At 69.4% G+C, this 23879-nt stretch carries 21 protein-coding genes; 8 read left to right on the forward strand and 13 right to left on the reverse strand.

The features are described from left to right. Nucleotides 1-73 precede the first annotated feature (73 nt). The 3 genes from ACFVWW_RS19760 (at nucleotide 74) to ACFVWW_RS19770 (ending at nucleotide 3161) form a co-directional block, all read left to right on the forward strand. On the forward strand, nucleotides 74-586 hold the full coding sequence (locus tag ACFVWW_RS19760) for an ATP-binding protein (protein ID WP_384191770.1): 513 nt from the start codon (nucleotides 74-76) through the stop codon (nucleotides 584-586). Between the two features lie 21 nt (nucleotides 587-607). Beyond that, nucleotides 608-1270 carry a DUF6624 domain-containing protein gene (locus ACFVWW_RS19765; RefSeq protein WP_386877585.1) on the forward strand — a complete coding sequence of 221 codons (663 nt, stop codon included), beginning with the start codon at nucleotides 608-610 and terminating at the stop codon, nucleotides 1268-1270. Between the two features lie 436 nt (nucleotides 1271-1706). Further along, nucleotides 1707-3161, forward strand: coding sequence for a multicopper oxidase family protein (locus ACFVWW_RS19770; protein ID WP_386877586.1), 1455 nt, complete (start codon nucleotides 1707-1709; stop codon nucleotides 3159-3161). A gap of 120 nt (nucleotides 3162-3281) precedes the next feature. On the opposite strand, the gene ACFVWW_RS19775 is transcribed toward ACFVWW_RS19770, so the two are convergent. Together ACFVWW_RS19775 and ACFVWW_RS19780 are read right to left on the reverse strand one after the other, a co-directional pair. Beyond that, complete coding sequence (locus tag ACFVWW_RS19775; protein WP_384191778.1) at nucleotides 3282-3743, reverse strand: DUF1772 domain-containing protein; 462 nt, start codon at nucleotides 3741-3743, stop codon at nucleotides 3282-3284. Nucleotides 3744-3883: 140 nt separating this feature from the next. Next, nucleotides 3884-4216, reverse strand: coding sequence for a hypothetical protein (locus tag ACFVWW_RS19780; RefSeq protein WP_384191782.1), 333 nt, complete (start codon nucleotides 4214-4216; stop codon nucleotides 3884-3886). Nucleotides 4217-4431: 215 nt separating this feature from the next. Between ACFVWW_RS19780 and ACFVWW_RS19785 the strand changes: the two genes are divergently transcribed. Then, entirely contained in the window at nucleotides 4432-5214 is a 783-nt protein-coding gene (locus ACFVWW_RS19785; RefSeq protein WP_384191785.1) for a DNA-binding response regulator, read from the forward strand. Between the two features lie 31 nt (nucleotides 5215-5245). On the opposite strand, the gene ACFVWW_RS19790 is transcribed toward ACFVWW_RS19785, so the two are convergent. Both ACFVWW_RS19790 and ACFVWW_RS19795 read right to left on the reverse strand, forming a co-directional pair. Continuing rightward, nucleotides 5246-6103 (reverse strand): ABC transporter permease, encoded by an 858-nt coding sequence (locus tag ACFVWW_RS19790; protein ID WP_384191788.1) that lies wholly within the window; start codon nucleotides 6101-6103, stop codon nucleotides 5246-5248. Beyond that, on the reverse strand, nucleotides 6100-8730 hold the full coding sequence (locus ACFVWW_RS19795) for an alpha/beta fold hydrolase (protein ID WP_386877587.1): 2631 nt from the start codon (nucleotides 8728-8730) through the stop codon (nucleotides 6100-6102). The genes ACFVWW_RS19790 and ACFVWW_RS19795 overlap by 4 nt, the downstream gene beginning before the upstream one ends. A gap of 133 nt (nucleotides 8731-8863) precedes the next feature. On the opposite strand from ACFVWW_RS19795, the gene ACFVWW_RS19800 reads away from it, so the two are divergent. Continuing rightward, a complete protein-coding gene (locus ACFVWW_RS19800) occupies nucleotides 8864-9298 on the forward strand; it encodes a GNAT family N-acetyltransferase (RefSeq protein WP_384191794.1) in 435 nt (144 codons plus the stop codon). A gap of 624 nt (nucleotides 9299-9922) precedes the next feature. Beyond that, the gene (locus ACFVWW_RS19805; protein WP_384333104.1) at nucleotides 9923-11029 is read left to right on the forward strand and encodes a hypothetical protein; all 1107 of its coding nucleotides are present in this window, start codon (nucleotides 9923-9925) and stop codon (nucleotides 11027-11029) included. 168 nt (nucleotides 11030-11197) lie between these two features. Here the strand turns inward: ACFVWW_RS19805 and ACFVWW_RS19810 are convergent, their stop codons facing one another. From ACFVWW_RS19810 to iolC, 9 genes are all read right to left on the reverse strand, one after another. Then, nucleotides 11198-11389: a hypothetical protein gene (locus tag ACFVWW_RS19810; RefSeq protein WP_386877588.1), complete on the reverse strand. Its 192-nt coding sequence runs from the start codon at nucleotides 11387-11389 to the stop codon at nucleotides 11198-11200. A gap of 42 nt (nucleotides 11390-11431) precedes the next feature. Next, nucleotides 11432-12139, reverse strand: coding sequence for a hypothetical protein (locus tag ACFVWW_RS19815; RefSeq protein WP_386877589.1), 708 nt, complete (start codon nucleotides 12137-12139; stop codon nucleotides 11432-11434). Nucleotides 12140-13061: 922 nt separating this feature from the next. Continuing rightward, nucleotides 13062-13664: a DUF4291 domain-containing protein gene (locus tag ACFVWW_RS19820; protein WP_386877590.1), complete on the reverse strand. Its 603-nt coding sequence runs from the start codon at nucleotides 13662-13664 to the stop codon at nucleotides 13062-13064. Nucleotides 13665-13706: 42 nt separating this feature from the next. Beyond that, the gene (asnB, locus tag ACFVWW_RS19825; RefSeq protein WP_386877591.1) at nucleotides 13707-15548 is read right to left on the reverse strand and encodes an asparagine synthase (glutamine-hydrolyzing); all 1842 of its coding nucleotides are present in this window, start codon (nucleotides 15546-15548) and stop codon (nucleotides 13707-13709) included. Nucleotides 15549-15960: 412 nt separating this feature from the next. Continuing rightward, a complete protein-coding gene (gene mmsA, locus ACFVWW_RS19830; protein ID WP_384191811.1) occupies nucleotides 15961-17460 on the reverse strand; it encodes a CoA-acylating methylmalonate-semialdehyde dehydrogenase in 1500 nt (499 codons plus the stop codon). An 11-nt stretch (nucleotides 17461-17471) separates the two neighbouring features. Next, nucleotides 17472-19349, reverse strand: a complete 1878-nt coding sequence (iolD, locus tag ACFVWW_RS19835; RefSeq protein WP_386877592.1) for a 3D-(3,5/4)-trihydroxycyclohexane-1,2-dione acylhydrolase (decyclizing) — start codon at nucleotides 19347-19349, stop codon at nucleotides 17472-17474. Continuing rightward, nucleotides 19346-20272: a 5-deoxy-glucuronate isomerase gene (iolB, locus tag ACFVWW_RS19840; RefSeq protein ID WP_384191816.1), complete on the reverse strand. Its 927-nt coding sequence runs from the start codon at nucleotides 20270-20272 to the stop codon at nucleotides 19346-19348. The genes iolD and iolB overlap by 4 nt, the downstream gene beginning before the upstream one ends. Before the next feature lie 16 nt (nucleotides 20273-20288). Next, nucleotides 20289-21170 (reverse strand): deoxyribose-phosphate aldolase, encoded by an 882-nt coding sequence (locus ACFVWW_RS19845; RefSeq protein WP_384191819.1) that lies wholly within the window; start codon nucleotides 21168-21170, stop codon nucleotides 20289-20291. Next, nucleotides 21167-22264: a 5-dehydro-2-deoxygluconokinase gene (gene iolC, locus ACFVWW_RS19850; RefSeq protein ID WP_386877593.1), complete on the reverse strand. Its 1098-nt coding sequence runs from the start codon at nucleotides 22262-22264 to the stop codon at nucleotides 21167-21169. The genes ACFVWW_RS19845 and iolC overlap by 4 nt, the downstream gene beginning before the upstream one ends. A 128-nt stretch (nucleotides 22265-22392) precedes the next feature. Here iolC and ACFVWW_RS19855 point away from each other — a divergent pair, with 128 nt between their 5' ends. Beyond that, nucleotides 22393-23304 carry a sugar phosphate isomerase/epimerase family protein gene (locus ACFVWW_RS19855; protein ID WP_384333134.1) on the forward strand — a complete coding sequence of 304 codons (912 nt, stop codon included), beginning with the start codon at nucleotides 22393-22395 and terminating at the stop codon, nucleotides 23302-23304. Between the two features lie 270 nt (nucleotides 23305-23574). Then, entirely contained in the window at nucleotides 23575-23772 is a 198-nt protein-coding gene (locus ACFVWW_RS19860; RefSeq protein WP_384191829.1) for a helix-turn-helix transcriptional regulator, read from the forward strand. Nucleotides 23773-23879 lie beyond the last annotated feature (107 nt).

Raw genomic sequence — 23879 nt, forward strand, 5'->3', positions numbered from 1 at the left:
TAGTGAACGCGTGGCTCATATCACGGATCACCGTGCACACCAGCAACCCCCGTCGGCTGCCAAGGAGTTACAGGTGCGCGCCCGGCACCCCTGGGGTGTCTGGTGCGCCTCGGTCCGCAGAGCGGGCGAGGGAAACGGCTCCGGCCTCCGTGCCCGTACGTACGGGCACGAGGCACGCAAACATCAAGCGCACGGGCACGAGTGTTTCTTCACTCTCCCCGGCAGGCGGGATTCCGTCGCCCGGGCGCGGCACCGGGTACGAGCCGAGCTTCAGCGGCGAAGACTGCCCGCGGATCTGTGCGATGTCGCCGTCCTGGTGATCTCCGAACTGGTCACCAACGCCGTGCTCCACACGGGCGGCGCGCTGGTCGGCTGTGAGGTGCGCGTCATGACCGACCATGTACGGCTCGACGTGCACGACCAGGGCGCCCAGGACGGGGCGCTCGGCCCCCGATGCCCCGACTCCGACGCGGAGAGCGGGCGCGGACTGCTCCTGGTCGACAGCCTGGCCGACTCCTGGGGTGTCGTGTCCCGCGAGGGCGGCGTCGGCCGCACCGTATGGGCGACGCTCCCCTTCCCCGCTTGAGAGACACGCGAGACGTACGAGGTGAGCGCCGCGCTTCCCCCCACAGACAACGCCCCCACTGAGAAAACCCTCACGGACAACACCCCCACCGAGAACACCCGCACCGGGAACACCCTGGCCGGGAACGCCTCAGCGGAAGCCGAGGAAGCCGAAGAGGCCGAGGAACGCGACAGCGGCGATCTGGCGCGGGACCTGCTGTGCCGGATCGCCGAGGACAGCAGGCTGACGGCGGCGGCGCAGCGACTGCCCGCGAGTCATCTGCGCCGGCTCCTGACGAGATGCCACGCCGAGAACGCCGAGGCGCTGCGGCGCATCGTCACCGCGCACGGCTGGCCGACGGCCGCCCTGGTCGGCGAGGACGCGTCGACGGCCGCTCTGATGATCCTGCTGCACTCGGACGACCTCGGCTTCCAGCTGGCATGCCGGGACCTGATCGCCGCGGCGGTCGCCCTGGGCGACTGCCCGCCGATCCACGGCGCCTATGTCACGGACCGCTGCGCGGTGTCGATGGGACGCCCACAGGTGTACGGAACCCGCTACACGCCGTTGGGACGTCCCTATCCGGTCGTCGACCCCGAGGGTGTCGACGACCGGCGGCGGGCGGTCGGCCTGCGCACCATGGCCGACGAGCAACAGGCGCTGCGGGAGCTGCGGTTGCGCCGGATGAACCGCGCCTCGGCGTAAGAGCCTCGGCGTAAGAGACGACGGGTTCCGGCCGGCAGTACAGGGGTCTGCCGGTCAACGGGCCCGGTCGGGGGAGGCTGCGGGGGGCCGGGAAGGACACAGGGGTGCGGGCCGGTGACGGCGGCTCCGGTGCCCGTTCCGGCGCCCCGGCCGCCGCGCCGGGCGCCGCGCCGGGCTCGCAGCCGCGGCGGTCGAACTGCCCGGGATCGGCGCTTCGCACGGGTTTCATAAAAAGCTTTACCAAGAAACAGAAAGGGATTACTAGAGGCCCCATTGAGGAACGCTAGATTCCTAATCGACGCCAGACGGCATAAATGTCATGACCGATGACACTGCGGATCCAATTTCCTCTTGCGTGTGCCCCGGGTGGATAGCATGCCCGCGATCGGAACAGGGACAGACTCCCTTTTCCCTCGCATCCCGGAAAGGAATCCCAGTGCTTTCTCGTCGTCATGCGATACAGCTCGGGCTCACCGCAGGAGCCCTCGGCGTCACCGGTGCCACCGGCTATACGGCACAGGCACTCGGCGCCCGCGACAAGCCGGGTCCTGCCACCAGGCCCGCCGGGCCCGTGACAAAGTTCAGTGTGCCCCTCACCCGGCCCCCGGTGCTCGCGCCGGTGCGCAGAACGGCGGCCGCGGACTACTACTCGGTCGTGATGACCAGGTCGCGCCGCGAGATCCTGCCGGGCACCAGCACGGAGGTGCTGACGTACAACGGCTCCTTCCCAGGACCGACGATCCGGGCCCGTTCGGGGCGGACCGTGGTGGTCAAGCAGGTCAACGCGCTGGACATGCCGACGTCGGTGCATCTGCACGGCGGCGCCAACCCGGTCGCCGACGACGGCGGCATGATGGACACGATCGCGCCGCGCGGCACCAGGACGTACACCTACGCCAACGCCCAGCCGGCCGCCACGCTGTGGATGCACGACCACGCGCACCACATGGAGTCCGAGCACGTGTACCGCGGGCTGTCCAACCTCTATCTGCTGGGTGACGACAGGGAGGATGCCCTCGGGCTGCCCTCCGGTGAGTTCGAGGTGCCGCTCGTCCTGCGGGACGCGCGGTTCGACGCGAACGCGCAGATGGTCTACGAGATGGACGACGCCTTCAACCGGACGACCATCCTGGTGAACGGCAGGCCGTGGCCGTACCTGAAGGTCAAGGCGCGCAAGTACCGCTTCCGGCTGGTCAATTCATCCAATCTGCGGATCTTCGTGCTGCAGCTGTCCGACGGCAGCGAGATGACGCAGATAGGCTCCGACGGCGGCCTGCTGGAGAAGCCGGCCCCGTCGCCGACGCTGACGCTCTCCCCCGGCGAACGCGCCGATGTCGTCATCGACTTCTCGCAGTACAAGCCCGGCACGCAGCTGGTGCTGAAGAACCTGCTCGGCCCGGGGCCCGTCGAGGAGGTCGGCCAGATAATACGGTTCGACGTCGGCGAGCGGGTGCGCGACTCGAGCAGGGTGCCCGGCACGCTGACTACTCTGGCGACGCTGCGTACGCCGACCGTCCAGCGGAGCTTCGAGCTGAACATGGACGAGCCGGGGACCGGCGAGCAGGGGTACATCAACGGGAAGTCCTTCGACCCGAACCGGATCGACACGACCGTCAACTGGGGCACCACCGAGGTGTGGACCGTCACCAACGCCAGCACCCTCATCCCGCACAACTTCCATATGCACCTGGTGCAGTTCCGCGTCCTCGAACGCGACGGGGAGCCGGTGAGCGCGTCGGAGGCGGGGCGCAAGGACACCGTGCTGCTCCTGCCCGGTCAGAGCGTGAAACTGCAGGTCACCTTCGACAGCCATCGCGGGGTCTTCCCCTACCACTGCCATCTGATCGACCACGGCGGGATGGGCATGATGGCCAACCTGAAGATCGTGTGATCCGGACGCACCCGGTATGACGCGTGTGACGCGCGTCGTGACGAAGGTCAGGGCACGTCGGGCTGCGGGCCGGCCGGAAGGACAGACTCCGACCCGCTGCCCCGGCCGGGGCCGACGCCGTCAGGACAGGGTGGCGCTGACCACCAGGACGAACGCGGCCACCGAGAACAGGGTGCGGACCCGGTGGCAGGCGTTCCAGCGGGACTCGAAGGCCGCGCGCGCCACACTGTCGGGAGAAGACGTGGACGCGGCCAGCGCGTTGTTGAGCGGGACATTGCCCCCGATGGTGACCAGATGGTTGATGATCGCGCAGACCAGTCCGGCCACCAGGAGCAGCCGCTGAGTCTCCGAGCGGCCGTCGACCGGAACGGCGAGGGCGGCGGACGGGAACCCCACGATGGCGAAGAAGGTCAGCAGGAAGACCGGGCGCGGCACGAGCTCATTTATCCGGCGCATGGCCGGGACGAACTGCGCGTCCGTGAGCCGCGCCAGGGCGGGCATGATGCCGGTCTGGAAGATCAGGAAGAACCCCGCGTACAGACCCGTGGAGATCGCGGCGAGAGCGAGCAGCAAAGTGGCCATGACGACCATCATGGCGCACGAAAAGGCCAGCGTGGCACCGTTCTTGAGCGTATTTCGATCACGTCGCCGGTTCATGGTCACGCGCCCGGGGAGTTACCCGGCATGACGGGGCAACTCCCCTGCCGCGAAGGGCCTGCGGGTCAGCCTTCCTGCCATCCCACACTGCCGACGCCGGAGCCGCCGCCGCAGGTCGCCGAGGACCATCCGGAGGCGCCCGGCCGCAGCGTGATCCAGGCGCCGTAGGCGTCCGGCCACCATCCGCAGACGACGACCGCACGGAAGGCGACCACCTGACTGCTGTAGTTGGTGCAATCCGCCCTGCCGGTCCAGCCGTCGGTGCTGGTCGAGCAGTTGAGGAGCGCGGCGGGGCCCGCCCGGTCCGCCGCCTGGACGGATCCCACGGCGGGGGACAGTACGACCAGGGGCAGTGCCGCCGCGGCGGCCAGGAGCTTGCCGGTCAATCGCTGGGACATCGTGGTCTTCCCTTCGTCTCGCGTTGGTTCGCGTTGTCTCGCGGTGCCTCGACTCGTCTCATGCCGAGCGATCACCAGCGTGCGGGAGAAAAGACCGATTACTGAGCCACTGGCATGGAGTCGCCACACTCCGAACTGGCACTTGTCACGGTGTGCAGTCATATGCGTACATGGAGTGGCGTACGGCTCCGAGGGGATGGCGGGGGTGGTCAGCCGTGGCGGATGTTCCAGGTTCTGTGCTCAACAGGTCGGCGCTGTCGATGGGCGTGGTGCGGGAGGACGTGGTGGACTCGCTCCATCCGCCCGGCCGGCCGATCCGCGGGGTGCGGCAGGTGATGGCGACGCTGACCGCCCTGGTCCGCTCGGCCCGCCGTGAGCTGCTCGTCTTCGACGACCCCGGCAGCTGTCTGGGCCAGGGCATTCCGGAGCAGTTCCTTGAGTTCGCGGGCTCCTGCGTGCGCGCGGCGGGTGAGCGGGCCGGGCCGGACGGCGAGGGCGCCGGCGGCAGGGCGCGAGGGCGCCCGCCCGTGGTCAGCGTCCGCAGGATCGTGCCCCGGCACGGGCTGGCCGGGCTTCCGTACCCACTGCCCCGCCGGCTCCCCGGCCGGGCGAGACAGACGGACTCCATCCCGTTCAAGATGATCCTGGTGGACCGCGCGGTCGCCGCGGTCCCGCTCGATCTCCAACTCCACTACCACGGGGTGCTGCTGATCCGTGATCCGGTGGCCGTCCAGGCCCTGGTCCGTACCCACCAGATGTGGTGGGAGACGGGCGAGGAGCTGCCCACGGCCGCTGTCCCCTCCCCCGGAGTCCTGCCGGGGCAGCTGCGGCCCGTGCTGGAGGCCCTGTTGGCCGGGCTCACCGACGAGACGGCGGCGACGCGACTGGGCATGTCCAGCAGGACGTACAGCCGCCGGGTGGGTGACCTGCTCACCGCCCTCGGCACGACGAGCCGCTTCCGGGCGGGTGCGGAAGCGGCTCGACGGGGGTGGGTCTGAGGGCTGTCCGGCGGATCTTCGCAGGCCCGCTCTACGAAACGATGTCCTTGCGGGAGAAGCCCCGGAAGGCCAGGGCGAACAGCACCACGGCATACGTCACCGAGACCGCCGCGCCCTTCACCATGCCGCCCCACTCCAGCTGCGGCTGGAGCGCGTCCGCCCAGGCGAACTGCCAGTGCGCGGGCAGAAACTCCCGCCATGAGCCGAGCGCCGTCACGGCGTCCAGCACATTGCCGATGATCGTCAGTCCGACCGCGCCACCGACCGCGCCCAGCGGGGCGTCCGTCTTGGTCGACAACCAGAAAGCGAGACCGGCGGTGACCAGTTGGGAGACAAAGATGAACGCGACGATCAGCGCGAGCCGCGGCACGGTGTCGGCGGCGGCCAGAGAGCCGCCCGTCGGTAGTTCGAGCGGTCCCCAGCCATAGGCCGCCGTGCCCGCCGTCAGCGCGACCAACGGCAGCAGCACCATCGCCGCCGCGCTCATCCCGAGCGCCACCGCCAGCTTGCTCCAGAGCAGCCTGACCCGCGGCACGGGCGCGGCGAGAAGGTAGCGCAGCGAGGACCAGCTCGCCTCGGAGGCCACCGTGTCCCCGCAGAACAGCGCGACGGGCACCACCAGCAGGAAACCCGCCGAGACAAAGAGACAGGTGGCGGCGAAGTTGGCGCCGGAGGCGGTCGCGGTGTCCATAAGGCTCAGCCGGTCGTCCGGCTCTCCCCCGGGCGTTCCACCGATCGCGAAGGCCACGATCAGCACGAAGGGCAGGATGCCCAGCACGGCGCCCATCGCCACCGTCCGCCTGCGCTTCAGCTGCCGCATCGCCTCGACCCGCAGGGGCAGGGTGTGCCGTGCCCGGTAGCCGGGCGCCGAATCGATCAGCGCGCTCATGCGGAGCCTCCTGAGATCAGAGTGAGGAACGCGTCCTCCAGGCGGCGGTGCGGTCCGACACCCGTCAGCGGAACGTCGAGCCGGACCAACTCGGTGATCAGGGTGCTGGTGCTCGCGCCGTCGAGCTGGACGAGCAGTCCGTTGTCCGTACGGACGGCGGAGCTGATCCCCGCCAGCGCGGCGATCTTCTCGACGACGGGCTCGGGCACCTCCTCGGCGCTGGTGATGAGCAGGGTGTCGCCCGAGCCGGTGATCTCCGCGACCGGTCCTGCCTGGACGAGCTGCCCGCGGTGCATGACCACCAGATGCGTACAGGACTGCTCGACCTCGGAGAGGAGATGGCTGGAGACGATGACGGTCCTGCCGCCTGCCGCGTACCTGATCATCACGTCCCGCATCTCGCGGATCTGTGGCGGGTCGAGGCCGTTCGTCGGTTCGTCGAGGATCAACAGATCCGGCATACCGAGCATGGCCTGGGCGATGGCGAGCCGCTGCCGCATGCCCTGCGAGTAGGTGCGTACGGCCCGCGCGAGCGCGTCACCGAGCCCGGCGATCTCCAAGGCCTCCTCGATATGGGAGTCCTCGGCGGGTCGGCCGGTGGCCTGCCAGTACAGCTCCAGGTTGGCCCGTCCCGACAGATGCGGCAGGAAGCCCGCTCCCTCGACGAACGAACCGACCCGGGAGAGCACCGGCGCGCCCGGCCGGATCGCGTGCCCGAAGACCCGGATCTCACCGGCGTCGGGGCTGATCAGCCCCATCAGCATGCGCAGGGTGGTGGTCTTGCCGGCGCCGTTCGGGCCGAGCAGACCGAGCACCTGCCCCTTCTCGACCCGGAAGGAGAGATCGCGGACGGCATAGCGGTCGGCGGACTTGCTGTAGCGCTTCGACAGATCGGTGATCTGCAACGGCACGTCGGCGAGCGCGGGGTCCGGGGCCGGTGCGACGGTGCGGCGCCGGGCGGTGAGCAGCAGCGCGGCCGCGATCAGCACGCCGGCGGCCGGCAGCCCCCAGGTCCACCAGGGCAGCCCGGTGGTCCCGGCGGTGAGCGCGGGCACGGTGGGTACGGTCAGCGCGCCGTCCACGGCGACCCGGTAGGTGGCCGGGGCGAGCGGCGAAGCGTAGGCGAGGTCGGTGGCGGCGAGGACGACCCGGAGCCGGTGCCCGGCCTCCACCTGGTGGTCCACGGCGGGCATGGTCAGCTCGACGGTCCTGCCCTGCCGTGCGTCCTCGACCCGGACGGGCGCGACGAGCTGGGAGGGCAGCACCTGCTGGCGGCCGTCGGGGCCGACGTCGTACACCTTGCCGAAGAGCACCGCGTCACCGCTGCTGGACGTGACCGTGACCCGGACGGTCGGCGAACCGGTGATCCGCAGCGACCGGTCGAGCGGCCGGGAGTCGAAGCGCGCGTTCTGCCCCGGGAAGTCGAGGGAGAGTCCGACGCCGAGCGTCGACAGCTGGGAGAGCCCGCCGCCGAGGCCGGGTACGGCGGAGATCCCGGGCGGGCTGGCACCCGCGGGGTTGCCGAAGGTCTGCGTGCCGCCGCTGAGCGGGACGGTGGTGGAGCCGCTCTCCAGCCCCGGGTAGCGGTCGCTGCTCGCGCCCCGCAGCAGGGGCCGGCCGTCGGTGGAGTCCACGCCTCCGGTCCGGCTGACGCGGAACGCCGGCCCGGTGTCCGCGCCCTTGTCGTCCTTGAGATAGCGGTCGAACCAGGACGAGATCCTGCTCTCGACCCGGCCGGTCTCCTGGTTTCCGCCGTCGTGCCCGCCGGCCATCCAGTCGACGTCGACGGGTGCGCCGTTGCCGCTGATCGCCTTCGCCATGGCGTCGGCCTGGCCGAGCGGGAAGAGCGAGTCGGACTGGCCCTGGACGATCAGCGCCGGCACATCGATCCGGTCGCCGACGGCGGCGGGACTGCGCTGTTCCAGCAGCTCACGGGCGGCCGCGTCGGGTTTCCCGGCGACGGCGACCCGCTGGTACATCTCGCACAGCTGCTTCTCGAAGGTCGTGCAGCCACCGCCGGTGGAGAAGAAGATCCCGGCCCAGAGCTTCTTGAAGACTCCATTGGGAAAGAGCGCGTCGGCGAGGTTCCAGTACGTGATCTGCGGGGCGATGGCGTCGACCCGCTTGTCGTATCCGGCGGCGAGCAGCGAGACGGCCCCGCCGTACGAGGCGCCGGTGACGCCCACGCGCGGATCGCCGTCCGCGTCGAGCCGTACCTCGGGCCGCTTCGCCAGCCAGTCGATGATCCGGGACACGTCCTTGACCTCGTGGTCCGGATCGTTCAGCCCGATCTCACCGGTGGACTTCCCGAAGCCGCGCGCCGACCAGGTCAGCACCGCGTATCCGTCGCGCGCGAGCTTCTCGGCCTGGGCCCGTACATCGTTCTTGCTGCCGCCGAAGCCGTGCCCGATCAGCACGGCGGGCCTGCGTCCGCTGCCCGCGGTGAAGTACGAGGTGTCGATCCGGGCGCCCGGCATCTCCAGCACCTGGTCCTCACGGTGCACGGTGGGCGCGCCGTCCGAGGCGACGGCGGTCCATGTACCGGCTCCTACGAGCACCAGCGCCGCGGCCGCGCCCGCGAGCCATCGCGCGCGCGGCCGCAACCGGCGGGGGGTTCGGGTCTCCATGATTGAACCCTAAACGGCCCCGGAACCCGGCAGCGCTGACACCGGTCGGAACTCGGGGGCCTCCTCGAGTAGTACGGGGTAGCGTCGCCGTACACCAGACGCGGTACGCACGCCCTGCTCAGGAGGCACCCCCATGGAGATCCGCCGGGCGACGACCGTCGCCGAACTGACCGCCGCGGAGCACCTCTACGACGGCCCGGCCCGCCCCGAATGGGCGGAGCGCTTTCTCGCCGCTCCCGGCCACCTGATGCTGATCGCCTACCTCGACGGCGCCCCCGCCGGAATGATCTCCGGCATCGAGATGCTCCACCCCGACAAGGGAACCGAGATGTGCCTGTACGAGCTCTCGGTGCACGAGCCACACCGCCGACGCGGCATCGGCCGCGCACTGACCGACGCACTGGCGACGGTCGCACGCGAGCGCGGCTGCTACGACATGTGGGTCGGCGTAGACACGGACAACGCCCCGGCCCTGTCCACCTACCGCGCGGCCGGAGCCCTGAACGACGGCGAATTCACCATGCTGACCTGGAACTTCACCACCCCAGCCACCCCAGCCCTCGCATAACGAGCCGACTTCAGTTGTGAGGCGGTGGCCATAGCGGCCGCATCTGGCACGTTTGGGCGGGCGTTAGCGGCTGGCGCGAGGGTGTTGTCAGTGGCGGATGTTAGCTTCCGGACCAGGTATGAGCCGGTTCGTCGTTCTCGCTGGGAACGCGGCGGCCAAGGGGGGTGGCCGGATAGGGATCCCCGGATCTGTGTGGTCCCGGGACACCGAATGGCTCCGCACCCACCCCCCTCTCCACCTTCTGATCCGTAGCGCTACACAGATCGGTCATTGAAGGTCATTCAGGCTGCCAGGAAGCTCATGAGGGCCAGTGCTAGGCCCTGCCGACTGCTGAGGTTGCTGTTGGAGGACGATGCCGAGCTCATCGGTGCCGAGGTCACCTGGCTATGTTCAGGAGAATGGTCAGCAGATGTTCGCCACTTCGAGAGGCGCCGCAGCACGCCGAGAATTCGAACACTGAGTAAACCGCTTGCCGCCGTCAGAGACGGCGGCGGCTGGCGCTCGCCCGCGCTGCGTTGACGCTCCACGACGATGGCAGGTCCCGTTCCCACACGGACGAGAAAACACGTTGGCCGACGGTCGCCGAGCTGCGACGATCCAGCTGTTTCCCATGCGGAGGGGCCTTTGTTCGTTTTCGTTTGTGCGAGGTGCGATGCCGAGCTGACCGTCCCCTTGTCCCAGGTCTCCCTTCCGGCCCACGCCCGTCAGAGTTACGGGAACGGGGTCCAGCTTCCGGTGCTCATGGAGTCAGAGACGTTTGCCGTGGACCCGGACCCCTGGGGAGGGCCGTGGCGGATGTGGGACGAGATCGATCCGGGCGAGGCGGAGGCACGCGGCATCTACGCGCCGGTCTACGCGCTGTCCGACAGCCCGCCCGGGGCGTTCGTCATCGCGCCCGGTGATATCCGCGGAACCAGGCTGATCCCCGAGAAGCGAGGCGGTGCCTGCTGTGGCCTCGACGGGGCCGACGGGCCCAACATGGCCTGCGAAGCGTGCGACCTGCCCGTAGCCACCAGGGTCGACGACTGCTCGCTCTGGCAGGCAGTGCGGCTCAGCTCAGACGCCGTGCGCCGCGTCCTCGTCGACGGTGTCCACGCTGCGCCGCTCGCCTGGGCGGAGCTGGCAGAGAAGGGGGAGAGCACGCCCCCGTTCGAGCCGATTGCCCCGTGGGGAGGACGGTTTGGGTCGAGCCACTACTGGTCGTGGAGTCCGCAATGGGAGGCGGCAGCGGGCCAGGCGCTCGCCCACCTGCTGGTGGCCTCCAAAGGGCAGCCGGTGAAGGTCCCCGACGGTCTGACCGCGGATGTGTTCCAACGCGCGCTCGACGCCCTGCTGCCCGCGGGCAGGCCAACGCGGCGCGCCGTCCTGGCTGGACCGGGACGGCCCTCCCCCGACGCGGGCGTCGACATCCTCCTCGTACCGGTCCATCCCCAGACGGGTCAGACCTGGGCTCCCGCCGGCCCGGCTGCTTCGGCATACCTGGTGCCCCTGCCGCTGGGGGTGTGGCTGTGGCTGGTCTCTCCCTCGCCGTACTTGCCGCTTCCCGCGTCGGGCGGCCTACCCCAGGACGTCCTCCGCGACGACCCGCTCCCGCCGCGCCCCAACTACCTGTTCCGGGCCGACCGGGGAACGTTCCAGCACACCCTGGTCCGGCTACCAGCCGTGCGCAGCCCGTGGCTCCGCACGATCCTCGAGAACCTCACGCACGACAGGTCTGCCGGCCCCTTCTAGCCGTCCGGAATCGAACAGCGCCAGACTCTCGTGCCTCCCGAAGTGGCGAACATCTGCTGTCCATTCTCGTGAACATAGTCAGCCACCGTACTGCGAGCACCTGATGGCTCCGTCCAATCCCCGCGCGCTCACGTAGTCGCCGAACTGGTCAGCCAGCTTCGAGGGGACCTATCCCACGAGACGCAGCGCGCTCAAGGTGACCTGGGGGCCCTGACGGGCCTCGATGGCAACGCAGGCGAGGTTTCCAGATGCTGAGAAGTAGGTCGCCAGCGCTTGACCATGGCCTGCTGAAAGATGGAACACCGCCCACTTGCCAATCACTTCCGCGCTGGGAAGATCACCGTCCAGCGCGGCAACCACTTGGTCTCCGTGCTTGGCTGCTGGCGACCATGTCAACAGGAATCAGCTGCCGTCGGCTGGGTCTTGCCAGTGCCAGGGCACATTTGGTGGCAGCCAGGCGGTGCTGTCGTTTCGCTCAAGTGCAGGAGGTTCGCAGCCATCCGGCATGGGGCTGGCATCGATCACGGCTTCCAGACTGAGTTGGACGTAGCGCAGGTACCCGCTTACGTCCCGAATCTGACGCTCCCGGTTCTGCTGACCGATGCTCCGCCACGCGACGTCGTAACACAGTCGCACCAGAATCCTGAAGCGCGCACGGACTCGATCGTCCGCTATGGAGAGAAGGTCTGTTTGCATGCCATGGCGGATCGACTCGAGTGCCGACGCGCAACGCTCGCGGGCCTGCACGCTCAAGCGAGGCTCGTCCAACGCCACATCCGGCAATGAGGGAAGCCATGCGTAAAGCGTTGCGAGGCGCTCTAAGAGTCGTTGAGCAGCCTCGGCGGAGCGCTGTCGGGTCCACTGATTACGTGCGAGCGCCACGTTGGCAGCCTCTTGTGAGACAGCAAGTTGGGATTGAGCCTCGATCGTCCTTGTCGTTTGCCAGCGCGCCACGTGCACAGTGATGGCCCCGCCGGCCAATGTCCCCACCAGCGCGCTAGCTGCTTGGCTCGCCAGATCTCCCCAGTTGCTCATGCACTGATCCTGGCGCGCAACACCAAAATAAAACCCGGTACGAAAACTGGCCGAGAATTGATCAATCACCACCATCCCACCAGGAGAGCCCTGAGCTTGGGAAGCACCGCGCTTCCACGACCCAACCAGGCCTCTGAGCGGGTTCAATGGGCACTGGAGCCCTGCCTGGAGGCGTCGCCCCGGACTCACCATTGACCGTGGCACGGCAGCCTGCCGACCTATAGCACTAGCTGGTATGGGGCGGCGAAGCTGACCTCTCCCCGCATCATCTTGGGTCCGAGCATCCGACCGATGGCGATCCAGTTGCCGAACTGGACAAGATCATCCATGACCTCGCCGGTTGCGGGACGGCCACTGCGCCACCGCTGGATGAGGGTGCGTGGTCGCGTCTGCATGACAATCCCACAACCGCCGCGCAAGTAAGCGGCCCCTGACCAGGCAAATCGGCGGGGGTCGTTCTCATCTGCGCTGTCCGCCAATCACCGTGGTTTCCCGCTAGTTGCCCGCCGATCGCACATCAGGGGCACGCACTTCCGACCCGTAGTCGCAGCGGGAACTCACAGCGCTGTGAGAGTTTCGGCCAACTGAGCATGCAGCGGACGCGCATAAGGCACGCTTATGTTCGGTTGCTGGCTCTCTTTGCAGGCGGATTCCTTCGGTGAAGCTACAAGAGATTGTCCCCATATTCGTAGCGTTCATCACGCTGGCTGGAGTCCTTGCCCAGCTGAGGCGTAGACGCCCCAAAATGAGGGAGAGCGTAAGGCAAGACGCGTAACTGCTTGCGAGCAATGCTCAAGACCTGTGGATCGGCCTCGGGAGGGGTGCCTCGCGGAACGCGGAGGGCGTACCTTCCCGAGTGATCGATTGATGGTCACCGAGTAGACCCGCGTTGCACCGCGGGTCGGCAAGGCATGCCCGTGCTCAGCGTAGTCAACGACGAGGGAACCACCGAGACTGGATCCCTGATGGACGACATTGTTCGTGAGATGCGTCGGTTTTATGGGCTTGCGGGTCGTAGGTGGGTGGGCAGGGTGTCTTCCGGCGGGTAGGGGGGTTCTTGTGGGAGTAGTTGGGTGGCGGTGGGCAGGTCGTCCTCGCGCACCAGGGCGTGGATTCGGTGCGCTAGGGGCGTTACGTCGGTGACGGAGACGGTCCACTCGTCCGCGTACTGCCGCGCCGCCTCGCCTGAAAGGCCGAGCTGGAGTGAGCGGTAGGGCAGCGGCCTCAGGTGCAGGTCTCGCTCCGGATCCCACTGGACCCGGGTCGGGGCCCGTTTCAGCTCGCGTTTCCAGGAGGGCTGGTCGGGGTGTAGGGCACGGTCGTAGTGCGACAGACAGGCGTTCCGCAGCGCCCAGTCGAAGCCGTCCCTGGTGATCTCCACGGCCAGGATGGTCTCCTGCCCTTCCTTGCCGGCCCAGCCGGAGCGGTACATCATCCAGCGGAACGACGGCTTGATCCAGGTCATCCGGTCGCGTTTCCAGGTGGAGGGGAAGCGGCCGTCGCGGGCTGTGGGGAGGCCGATGGGTGGGGGGTAGGCCTGGTAGACGGTGATCGTGGTCGCCGTGTGCAGGGCGCGGATGCGGTACTTCGGTTCTGGCATGGGACCAGGGTGGTGTGGCTCGTGGCGGCCGGCCACCGGTTATCAGGGGAGTGTGATCTCCGGGTTGTAGAGGTCGAGCCAGAGCGCGAGGTCCAGGGTGCGTTCCAGGCCGCGGCGCGAGGCCATGGTGATCTGTGGGGTGTCGTGCCCCGCCGCGCGGCGGACCGTGGCCGGGTCGACCAGGTCGAAGACGCGGTGGGAGGGGTCGGCGAGCAGGTCCTTGGCCTGTTCCTGGAGGGCGATGGCGTACTTGGGGTCCTGGGTGGAGGGGTAGGGGCTCTTCACCCGGTCGTAGACCGACTTCGGGAGCACGTCGGCCGTCGCCTCCCTCAGCAGGCTCTTCTCCCTGCCGTCGAAGGACTTCAGGGACCAGGGGGTGTTGTAGACGTACTCGACGAGCCGGTGGTCGCAGAAGGGCACCCGGACCTCCAGGCCGACCGCCATGCTCGTGCGGTCCTTGCGGTCGAGCAGCAGCCGGACGAAGCGGGTCAGGTGCAGGTAGCAGATCCTGCGCATCCGGTACTCGAAGTCGCTCTCGCCAGGAAGGCGTTCGATGCCGGCGACGGCCGTGGCGTAGCTGTCCTGGAGGAATCCGGGGATGTTCAGGGCCGTGTGCACCTCGGGCCGCAGCACATCGGCGTCGTCGCCGAAGTGCCGGGCGAACTGCACCAGCCAGGGGAACATGTCGGACCGCCTGGCCTCCTCGTCGAAGAACTGGAGGTAGCCGCCGAAGACCTCGTCGGCCGACTCGCCCGAGAGCGCGACGGTCGAGTGGTCCCGGATGGACTTGAAGAGCAGATACAGCGAGGCGTCCATGTCGCCGAGGCCCATGGGCAGGTCACGGGCCCTGATCACCCGGGCCCGTACCGCGGGGTCGGCGAGTGCGTGGGTGTCGAGCACGATGTCCTGGTGGACGGTGCCCGAGGCGCGTGCGACGTCGTGCACGAAGGGGGTGTCCGGGGTGGCGCGGAGTTCGTCGGCGACGAAGTTCTCCGTCTGGCCGACGAAGTCGACGGCGAAGCTGCGGACCTTCTCGCCGGACTCGGCCAGCTGCTGGGCGGCCAGCGCGGTCATGGCGGAGGAGTCGAGACCCCCGGAGAGAAGGGTGCAGAGCGGCACGTCGGAGATGAGCTGGCGCCGGACGATGTCGTCGAGGAGCGTGCGCACCTTCGCCACGGAGGTCGCCTGGTCGTCGGTGTGGGGCCGCGTCTTCAGGGACCAGTAGACGTGCCGGCGTAGACCGCCCCGGTCCACGGTCACGACGGTGCCGGGCTCGACCTCGTGCATGCCGTCCCATACCGCGTGGCCGGGCGTTTTGACGAAGGCGAACAGTTCGCGCAGCCCGTCGAGACCGACGCGGGCGCGGGCGAGCGGGTTGGCGAGGATCGCCTTGGGCTCGGAGCCGAACAGCACCCCGTCGGGGGTCGGGTAGTAGTAGAAGGGCTTGATGCCCATCCGGTCGCGGATCATCACGAGCTTCTGGTGCCGGCCGTCCCAGAGAGCGAAGGCGTACATCCCGTTGAGGCGTTCCGCCACGGCCTCGCCCCACTCCAGATATCCGCGCAGGACGACTTCCGTGTCGGATTCGGTGGTGAACCGGTGGCCGCGGCCGGTCAGCTCCCGGCGCAGCTCGGTGAAGTTGTAGGTCTCGCCCGAGTAGACGAGTGCGAGGGGGCCCTGCGGTGTCTCGACAGTCATCGGCTGCCGCCCGCCGGGCAGGTCGATGATCGCCAGTCGGCGGTGTCCGAGGCCCGCGGGGCCGCTGATCCAGGTGCCTCGGTCGTCGGGGCCCCGGCAGGCCATCGTCTCCGTCATCGCATCCAATGTCGTGGACGCGTCCCGCAGATCACGGTCGAAGGAGACCCAGCCGGTGATTCCACACATGTGTGCCCTCCTGCTTCCGATCGGTCCGGTGCGCAGGTCAGAGTGGAGATGACCAGAAAGTCCACAGCAGGACAGCAGGCCGGGCCGGATCAGTTGCATCCAGCACCTATATTACGAGCGTGTGTCATACGACTCGCTCGGTCAACGCTGCCGTCGCTCCGCCGGTCGCCCGACCCCGGTGAATTCAGCCGTCCGTCGTACGCGGCGACCGCCCACGACCGCCCCCTGTCCCAGGCGCCCCAAGGCCGGTGTGATCCCGTGGACACAGCCGGGCGTCACAATCAGGCCACGGGCAAAGACTTCCCCAATCCGCACCGGGCCGGGACAGGCCGTGGCCCGTACGGACGCAGGACGCCGTACGGGCCACGGTCGGCCGGGGGGCCGGAGAGGGGTCAGTGGATCCGGAGAGGGGTCAGTGGTTACGGGGGAACCCGAGGTCCACGCCCGCCGGGGCGTCCGACGGGTCCGGCCAGCGGGTGGTGACCACCTTGCCGCGCGTGTAGAAGTGCACGCCGTCGTTGCCGTAGATGTGGTGGTCGCCGAAGAGCGAGTCCTTCCAGCCGCCGAAGGAGTGGTAGCCCACCGGCACCGGGATCGGCACGTTCACCCCGACCATGCCAGCCTCGATCTCCAGCTGGAAGCGGCGGGCGGCGCCGCCGTCGCGGGTGAAGATGGCCGTGCCGTTGCCGTACGGCGAGGCGTTGATCAGGTCGACGCCCTCCTCGTACGTCTCCGTACGCAGCACGCACAGCACCGGGCCGAAGATCTCGTCCCGGTACGCGTCGGAGTCGGTGGAGACCTTGTCGAGGAGGGACAGGCCGATCCAGTGCCCGTCCTCGAAGCCGTCGACGCTGTAGCCCGTGCCGTCCAGGACGACCTCGGCGCCCTGGGCCGCCGCGCCCGTGACATACGTGGCGACCTTGTCACGGTGGGCCTTGGTGATCAGCGGGCCCATCTCGGAGGCCGGGTCCTGGCCGGGACCGATCTTGATCTTCTCGGCGCGCTCGCGGATCTTGGCGACCAGCTCGTCGCCGATCGCGCCCACCGCCACGACCGCCGAGATCGCCATGCAGCGCTCACCGGCGGAGCCGTACGCCGCTGAGACCGCCGCGTCCGCGGCGGCGTCGAGGTCGGCGTCCGGCAGGACGAGCATGTGGTTCTTGGCGCCGCCGAGCGCCTGGACGCGCTTGCCGTTGGCGGAGGCCGTCGTGTGGATGTAGCGGGCGATCGGCGTGGAGCCGACGAAGGAGACCGCCGCCACGTCCGGGTGCGCGAGGAGGGCGTCCACCGCGACCTTGTCGCCGTGCACGACGTTCAGCACGCCGTCGGGCAGGCCGGCCTCGGCGGCCAGCTCCGCCAGGAGATTCGCGGCCGACGGGTCCTTCTCGCTGGGCTTGAGTACGAAGGTGTTGCCGCAGGCCACCGCCAGCGGGAACATCCACATCGGCACCATCGCCGGGAAGTTGAAGGGCGTGATGCCCGCGACGACCCCCAGCGACTGGCGGATCGCGGCCACATCCACCCGCTGGGAGACCTGGGTGGACAACTCGCCCTTGAGCTGTGTGGTGATCCCGCAGGCCAGCTCGACGATCTCCAGCCCGCGCGCGACCTCGCCGAGCGCGTCCGAGTGCACCTTGCCGTGCTCGGCGGTGATCAGCGCGGCGATGTCGTCGCGGCGCGCGTCGAGCAGGGCGCGGTAGCGGAAGAGGATGCCGGTGCGCTGGGCGAGGGACGAGGTGCCCCACGTGGCGTAGGCGGCCTTCGCGGCGGCGACCGCCGTGTCCACCTCTTCGGCGGAGGCCAGCGCGACCTGCGTGGTGACGGCGCCGGTCGCGGGGTCCGTGACCGGTCCCCAGTTGCCCGACACGCCCTCGACGGTCTTGCCACCGATCCAGTGGTTGACGGTCTTCATTGCGTGCTCCTTCACAGATGGCGGCGGCGGGCTGCTGCGTGGCGGTCGTACTCCTCGCGTGCCGTGACCGCGGACGCACGGGTCGCGGTCTCCGCCACGGGCACATCCCACCATGCCTGGGCCGGGGGCACGCCGGACACAGTGTCTGCCGTTCCGGTCTCCACGTAGACACATGTGGGGGTGTCGGCGGCGCGCGCCTCGGCCAGGGCTTCGTGCAGGTCACGAATGGTCTTGGGGCGGATCACCCGCATACCGAGCGAGGCCGCGTTGGCGGCGAGGTCGACCGGCAGCGGGGCTCCGGTGTACGTGCCGTCGGCGGCCCGGAAGCGGTAGGCCGTACCGAACCGCTCCGCGCCGACCGACTCGGAGAGTCCGCCGATGGAGGCATAGCCGTGGTTCTGGAGGATCACGACCTTGAGGGGCAGCCGCTCCTGGACCGCCGTGACGATCTCGGTGGGGTTCATCAGATACGTACCGTCGCCGACGAGCGCCCAGACGGGTTGCCCGGGGGCCGCGAGCATGACACCGATGGCGGCGGGGATCTCGTAGCCCATGCAGGAGTAGCCGTACTCGACGTGGTACTGGTGGCGCGAGCGGGCCCGCCACAGCTTGTGCAGATCGCCGGGGAGCGAGCCGGCCGCGTTGATGACGATGTCCTCGTCGGTGACGAGCGCGTCGAGCACGCCGAGGACCTGTGCCTGGGTGGGCCGTACGAGATCGTCGTCGTCACCCGTGAACGCGGCGTCGACGCGGTACTCCCAGTGCTCCTTGTCCTCGCCGTACTCAGCCGCGTAGGCGGGCTCGACCCGATAGCCGTCGAGCCCCGCGGCGATTCCTTCCAACGCGGTACGGGCGTCCGCCACCAGCGGGCGGGCCGCGAGCTTGTGGGCGTCGAAGCCGGTGACATTGAGATTGAGGAAGCGGACGGCCGGGTTCGAGAAGAGCGTGGCGGAGGCGGTGGAGAAGTCCGACCAGCGGGTGCCGACGCCGATGACCAGATCGGCGGTCCTGGCCAGTTCATCGGCGGTGGCGGTGCCGGTGTGGCCGATGCCACCGACATCGCAGGGGTGGTCGTACCGCAGCGAGCCCTTGCCGGCCTGCGTGGAGGCGACCGGGATGCCGGTGGCGTCCGCGAGCGCGGCGAGCGCCTCCTCGGCCGCGCTGTGGTGGACGCCGCCGCCCGCCACGATCAGGGGGCGGCGGGCTTCCCGTACCAGCCGGACCGCCTCGGTGAGTTCATCCGGATCCGGCGCCTGACGGCGGACACGCCAGACGCGCTCGGCGAAGAACTCCTCCGGCCAGTCGTACGCCTCCGCCTGCACATCCTGCGGCAGCGCGAGGGTGACGGCTCCGGTCTCGGCCGGGTCGGTGAGCACCCGCATCGCGGCGAGCGCGGCCGGAATCAGCGCCTCGGGGCGGGTGACACGGTCGAAGTACTTCGAGACGGGCCGCAGGGCGTCGTTGACGGAGACATCGCCCGCGGAGGGGACTTCGAGTTGTTGGAGGACGGGGTCGGCGGGACGGGTGGCGAAGGTGTCCCCGGGCAGCAGCAGTACGGGCAGGCGGTTGATGGTGGCAAGAGCCGCGCCGGTGACGAGATTGGTCGCGCCGGGGCCGATGGAGCTGGTCACAGCGTGGGCGGAGAGGCGGTTGCTCTGGCGGGCGTAGCCGACGGCGGCATGCACCATGGCTTGTTCGTTGCGTCCCTGCAAGTACCTCATCTCGCCGCCGGACTCGACAAGGGCCTGGCCGATGCCCGCCACATTGCCATGGCCGAAGATGCCCCAGGTGGCGTCGATCAGCCGCTGCCTGCGGCCGTCCCGCTCGGTGTACTGCCGGGACAGGAAGGTGACCAGTGCCTGGGCGACGGTGAGTCGGCGCGTGGTCATCGGGGGCCCTCCTCGGTTCCGGATCGGGTTCCGTACAGCGGCAGTCGGGGGTCGACGGCGAGCGCCGGCCAGGTGTCCCGGATCCAGCCGTGGTCGGGGTGGTCGCGGATCAGCCACTCCCGGGACTCACCGGGTCCTGCCATCACATTGAGGTAGTACATGTCGCGTCCCGGTGCGGCGATGGACGGGCCGTGCCAGCCGTCGGGGATGAGGACGGTGTCGCCGGTACGGACCTCGGCGAGGACGTCCGTACCGCCGGGGCGGGAGGGCGAGACCCGGTGATAGCCGAGGCCGTCGCCGTCGATCTCGAAGTAGTAGATCTCTTCGAGCTCGGACTCGACGCCCGGATGGTGCTCGTCGTGTTTGTGCGGGGGGTACGACGACCAGTTGCCGCCGGGGGTGAGCACTTCGACCGCGATGAGCCGGTCGCACTCGAAGACGCCGGCCGCGGCGAAGTTGTTGACCTGGCGGGAGCAGTTGCCCGCGCCGCGCAGCTCGACCGGAACCTCCGGCGCGGGGCCGTAGCGAGCGGGGAGTCGTCGCTCGCACTTCGCTCCTGCCAGGGCGAAGCGGCCTCCCGCACCGGAGGCGATCTGTGCATGGGCGTCGCGCGGTAGGTACGCGAAGTCGGTGACCCCGCTGAACACGCTTTCCCTGCCCAGCAGTTCGAAAAACTCGCCGTGCGTGTGCACCGTACAACCGCCGGTGAGCGGGAGCACGATCCACTCACTGTCCCCGGTGGCCAGCGTGTGCGAGCCGCCGGGCGGGAGCTCCAGGACGCGCAGACCGGAATGGGACCAGCCGGCCCGCCGGGGGTCGATGTCGAGGGCGTACGGTCCCGCCGCGCTGCTGCCCGCGGGCACATGACGCTCGTACGGCTCGTCCGGGCCGTAGGGCTCACGCGGCTCACTATCGATTGTCATGAAGTGTCCCTACCCTCTACAGCAGACCCACGGCGGTATCGACGGCCCCCGCCACATCACCGTCGACCGGATAGAGCAGCGAGCGGCCCACCACCAGGCCCTGGACGGTGGGCAGTTGCAGCGCGTTGCGCCATTTCTCGTACGCGCCCTCCTGGTCGCCGCCGATCTCGCCGCCCAGCAGGACGGCCGGGAGCGTCGAGGTCTCCATCACCCTGGCCATATCGTCGGGGTCCTGGGTAACGGGAACCTTCAGCCAGGTGTACGCCGAGGTACCGGCCAGCCCCGAGGCGATGGCGATCGAGCGGGTCACGGCTTCCGCGCTCAGATCCGTACGGAGCCGTCCCTCGTCGCGGTGGCATATGAATGGCTCGACGAAGACCGGGAGCCGGTGCTCGGCCATGGCGTCGATGGCGCGGGCGGCGGAGTACAGGGTGTCGAGGGAGCCCGGGTCCTCGTAGTCGATACGGAGCAGCAGCTTGCCGGCGTCGAAGCCGCGGCGGGCGAGGTCCTCGGGGCGGAGTCCGGTGAAGCGGTCGTCGAGTTCGAAGGCGGCGCCCGCCAGTCCGCCGCGGTTCATCGAGCCCATGACGACGCGGTCCTCCAGGGCGCCGAGGAGCAGCAGGTCGTCGAGGATGTCGGCGGTGGCCAGGACGCCGTCCACGCCGGGGCGCGAGAGGGCCAGACAGAGCCGCTTCAGCAGATCGAGGCGGTTGGCCATGGCGAGGCGGCGGTCCCCGACGGCGAGGGCGCCGCGGGCCGGATGGTCGGCGGCGATGATCATCAGTCGTCCGGTGGACCTCAGCAGGGGCCTGCGGACGCGGCGCGCGGCGGCCTCGGCGATGGCCTCGGGGTGGTGCGCGCGCAGTCGGACCAGCTCGGACACATCGACGGGGATCACGAGACGGCCCCGGCGGGCGGCACAGGAGCGGGCGAGACGGCGGGGTCCTGCGCGGGGAAGGGGCCGCCCGCGAGGACCTGGCCGACTTCGGTGTCGTACGGCATCGCGGAGGAGCAGGCGAGGCGTCCCGCGACGATGGCGCCCGCGGCGTTGGCGTACCGCATGACGCGCTCCAGGTCCCAGCCGGCGAGCAGTCCGTGACAGAGGGCGCCGCCGAACGCGTCCCCGGCGCCGAGGCCGTTGACGACCTCGACGGGCACGGGCGGCACTTCGGCCCGGGTGCCGTCGCGATGGAGGGCGAGCACGCCCTTGGGGCCTTGTTTGACCACGGCCAGTTCGACGCCGGCGGCGAGCAGGGCCCGCGCGGCGGCCTCGGGCTCACGCTCCCCTACGGCCACCTCGCACTCGTCGAGATTGCCGACGGCGACGGTGGCCTGGCGCAGGGCGCGCGCGTACAGCTCGCGCGGGTCGTCGGCGGCGGACGGAGAGCCGGCGGAGGGAGCGTTGGTGGCGGGGGCGTCGGCGGACGCTGCGTCGGTGGCGGGGGCGTCGGTGCCGTAGGGCGTCGGCCAGAACATCGGCCGCCAGTCGAGGTCGAAGACGGTGATTCCGGAGCGGCCGCGCGCCTCCAGCGCCGTCAGCGTCGCCGAGCGGCTGGGCTCCGCGCAGAGGCCCGTACCGGTCATCCAGAAGATCCGGGCCGACCGGATCGCGTCCAGGTCCAGTTCGTGTCCGTGGATCTCCAGGTCGGGTGCCTTCGGAAGCCGGTAGAAGTAGAGCGGGAAGTCGTCCGGCGGGAAGATCTCGCAGAAGGTGACCGGGGTCGGATACTGCTCGACCGCCGTCACCCAGCGGTCGTCGACCTCGAACTCGCGCAGCGCCTGGTGGAGATAGTCCCCGAAGGCATCCCGGCCGGTACGGGTGATGACCGCGGCGCGGCGGCCCAGCCTGGCCGCCGCCACCGCGACATTGGTCGCGGAGCCGCCGAGGAACTTCCCGAAGGCGTCTACCTGTGCCAGCGGAACCCCGGTCCGCAGCGGATAGAGGTCCACTCCGATCCGGCCCATGGTGATCACGTCGTACGGCGCAGGCATACATGTCCCCCTTCGGTTCGACGGCCATGCCCAGGTTTAATGCTCCTCCTGGAGCCCTGTCAACGTTTTGTCCTGACATTCGGACGAAGTCTTGACACTCTTTCCCGGCGGCCGGAAAGCTGACCGGTATGAGCTCTTCCGTACCCACACTGAACCGCATCCGGGTCGGGTCGGCCCCTGACTCCTGGGGGGTGTGGTTTCCCGACGACCCGCGACAGGTCCCTTGGCAGCGCTTCCTCGACGAGGTCACCGAGGCCGGCTACGAGTGGATCGAACTCGGCCCCTACGGCTACCTCCCGACCGATCCCGAACGGCTGGCCGAGGAGACCGCGCGGCGCGGGCTGAAGGTCTCGGCCGGGACCGTCTTCACCGGGCTGCACCACGGACCCGCCGTCTGGGAGAAGACCTGGGCGCATGTCGCGGACATCGCCGCCCTCACCCGGGCGATGGGCGCGGACCATCTGGTCGTCATCCCGTCCTTCTGGCGCGACGACAAGACCGGCGAGGTGCTGGAGGACCGCACGCTCACCGCCGCCCAGTGGCGCGATCTGACCGCCCAGACCGAGCGGCTGGGCCGGGAGGTGCGGGACCGTTACGGACTGCGGATCGTCGTGCACCCGCACGCCGACACGCATATCGACAGCGAGGAGAACGTCAGCCGCTTCCTCGACGCCACCGACCCGGCGCTGGTCTCGCTCTGCCTGGACACCGGGCACTACGCCTACTGCGGCGGCGACAGCGTCAAGCTGATCGAGACCTACGGCGAACGGATCGGCTATCTCCATCTCAAGCAGGTGGACCCGGAGATCCTCGCCGAGGTCGTCGCGGCCGAGGTGCCGTTCGGACCGGCCGTCGCGCGCGGGGTGATGTGCGAGCCGCCGGCCGGGGTGCCCGCGCTGGAACCGGTCCTGGCGGCGGCGCAGCGGCTGGACGTCGATCTCTTCGCCATCGTCGAGCAGGACATGTACCCGTGTCCGCCCGACAAGCCGTTCCCGATCGCCACGCGCACCCGTCGTTTCCTGCGGAGCTGCGGAGCCTGACGCGCGGGCCGTTCGACCGGGTGGGAGCGGCGAGAACCGGCCCGACTTGATGTACATGTGTCACATGTGCCGCTTGTGTCACAGAGATCCCTCTACTGTCACACATGTCTTTATTACGCGGGCCTTCCGTCACGGGGAGGCGACAACCCCGCTCTCTCCATCACTCTCCGTCGCCCAACGGGCACAGGCTGGGTGATCACCAGCGCTTTGCCGCAGCTCCCTCGACGGCCCACCGGCCGCTCCTGCGGCGGGCGCAGGGAGGTGCTACTGATGACGGACAAAAGGCTCTGGTCGTACAAGGAGATCGCCGCGCACATCCGGGTGCAGCCGGACACCGTCCGCTCGTACCGCAAGCACGGTCTGCTCCCACCCCCGGACCATGTGGAGAACGGCAAGCCCTACTGGTACGCGGACACCGTCCGCGCGTGGGTGGCCAAGCGCCCCGGCAACAGAGGCAACAGAGGCTGATCGCCGGGCGATGAAGGGAAGTTGACGAAGGGACCATGAGCGGGGCTCCGTACCGATCCGGGTACGGGGCCCCGCCGTGTTTACCGTGTTCGCCGGGCCCGCCGGGC

This window comes from Streptomyces sp. NPDC058198 (assembly GCF_042882605.1).
Lineage (GTDB): Bacteria > Actinomycetota > Actinomycetes > Streptomycetales > Streptomycetaceae > Streptomyces.